At 38.4% G+C, this 2,203-nt stretch carries 3 protein-coding genes; all 3 read left to right on the top strand.

Annotated elements, in window-relative coordinates; translation table 11 throughout:
• Positions 1-70 precede the first annotated feature (70 nt).
• The 3 genes from KUL10_RS18435 to KUL10_RS18425 all read left to right on the top strand — a co-directional run bounded on the left by KUL10_RS18435 (position 71) and on the right by KUL10_RS18425 (position 2,144).
• Positions 71-457 (top strand): hypothetical protein, encoded by a 387-nt coding sequence (locus KUL10_RS18435; RefSeq protein ID WP_110430431.1) that lies wholly within the window; start codon positions 71-73, stop codon positions 455-457.
• Positions 458-897: 440 nt separating this feature from the next.
• Positions 898-1,563 (top strand): fatty acid desaturase, encoded by a 666-nt coding sequence (locus KUL10_RS18430; RefSeq protein ID WP_233499888.1) that lies wholly within the window; start codon positions 898-900, stop codon positions 1,561-1,563.
• A 122-nt stretch (positions 1,564-1,685) separates the two neighbouring features.
• Complete coding sequence (locus tag KUL10_RS18425; protein ID WP_110430430.1) at positions 1,686-2,144, top strand: hypothetical protein; 459 nt, start codon at positions 1,686-1,688, stop codon at positions 2,142-2,144.
• The last annotated feature ends 59 nt before the right edge of the window (positions 2,145-2,203 follow it).

Genomic DNA, 2,203 nt, shown 5'->3' with positions numbered 1-2,203 from the left:
CTATACAAATACATAAACCGGATTTGTGGAAGAGCGCCACAAACCGGTTATGTAAGGTGTTAGCTGCAATATGGAAATGAAATACAACGTAAGACTAAAAAGCAGAATAAAGGCCAAAATAATTGCTGGCTCAGTGTTTTTGGCTCTCCCTATTGCTTTATTTGGTTTATATCTCTATCAGTTTTCTATACCCAAAACAGTTTACAAAGATTATTTCATTGCAAAAGTTATAGAGCCTACTTCTGGCGTAAGACCAAAAACTGGAAAACCTTTGTCAGGCGGACGATGGATAAACTCTTCGAAAACTATTATTGTGAGTTCGCAGGGCAATGCTTATGCTGTTGGTACGTACCGCCTAACCAAAATTGGCGAACAAATTTGCGTTGGGGTTTTAGGAAAACAAAACGAGCAAGAAGTGCTTGGATACATCAATGTTGAGTTTGAGAATTGCAGCTAACAAGGACCTAAAGCCAGTCGCTGGAGCGACTTCGGACATTTTGCATTTGTCAAAATCTGCTTTTCACTGCGTTTAATTATCGTAGATTTTGACAAATACAAACTGCCGCTTAGGTCGGCGTTAACTGTCCTTGGGGAGATTTAGATGAGCGATAAACTCAGAGTTCACTCAAATAATTCCGATAGTTCGCATATTGGTGAGGTAGTTTGGTCCCCAATTAAATCAGTATGGTTTTTATCTAATATAGCAATAGCTATTTGCTTAGCGCCTTTTTTTGTCTCTTATTCTTCTATTCTGATATTTTTATTCTTAACCGGGGTTACATTATGCTTCGGGCATTCTTTAGGAATGCATCGTTTAATGATTCATCGTTCTTACGAATGCCCAAAGTGGATGGAATATCTATTTGTGTATTTGTGTATTTGGGAGTTTGGGTCGGTATGGCGGGCCCAATAGGTATGCTCAAGCAGCATGATCTGCGTGATTGGGCGCAGCGTCAGACTAACTGCCACGATTATTTGATGCATGGGAGTTCAATATTAAAAGATGCTTGGTGGCAATTGAATTGTGATTTGAAGCTCAGGTATCCACCTACATTTGAGATTGAAGACAGAATTATAAAAAGTAAATTTTATACTTTTATGGAAAAAACATGGCTACTTCAACAATTGGTGGTAGCAATACCACTTTATGTAGTTGGAGGCTTGCCATGGCTCGTTTGGGGTGTTTGCGTACGAGTTGTAGTATCAGTAGGTGGACATTGGCTGGTTGGTTTTTTTGCACACAACAATGGACAAAAGACATGGCATGTCAAAGGTGCTGCTGTTCAAGGGCATAATATAAGATTGGCTGGATTAGTTTCTATGGGTGAATCTTGGCACAACAATCACCATGCGTATCCAGGTTCAGCTATGCTCGGCATACATGAAGACGAACCGGATATAGGTTGGTTTTTTCTAAACGCCCTACATAATGTAGGTTACGTTAAAAATATTAAGCTACCAGAAGATTTACCAGAAAGATCTGAATTGTTGTTCGATTCAAAATTCTACGAAACTAAATATAGAAAAGGATTAAAACCGTGCAGGATTGTCAAGGCCACATGAGAGGACAGTTAACAAGTCAATTAACGGAGATTACCAGCGCATGTCATGCCACTTGCTTTCGCAACTGTCCCGCCATACCCTGCTAACTCGTTATTGAAGCGTTATGCATCTAGGTTGATGATTTGAATTTTGTAATAGCTCAAGAAATAGATTGGAAGGCAGAGAAAAGCACACGCGCTCTTCAATGCTTTATTGATAAACTCGTTGTGAAAATTAACGAGAGAGAATATGGTTCTGGTATTGAACATATTTACATTGGTTTCATTTGCATAAAACTCCCAACAGGATATGAGGAGTGGTACAAGGAGAGGAAACCAATATTTAGAAAAGTTCAAAAGTTAACCTTGCTTAATGGACAACAAGAGGAACTTAAGAATGTTTTTAGTTATGACATTAAACTAAGTGATACAGAGTTCGATGTCTTTATATCATCCGAGAAAGATGGTATTGAGTTGTTTTTTAACAAGTTGATTACCTCATTGTCTCACTTCGATAGCCCATCAATGAAAAAGCGTAAATTCAACAGTAATGCCTTTAAAGATGATATGCAGAGATTCATTGGTGAAGTTCAAAATGCATAACAAGAGACTATTGGAAGACAATTATTCCGCGTTGCTACATAATCGCTTCAAAGTCAGGC

The organism is Glaciecola sp. KUL10 (assembly GCF_003203515.1).
GTDB lineage: Bacteria > Pseudomonadota > Gammaproteobacteria > Enterobacterales > Alteromonadaceae > Glaciecola.
Note: the sequence above shows the minus strand (reverse complement) of the source record. Positions and strands in the feature narration are given on the sequence as shown.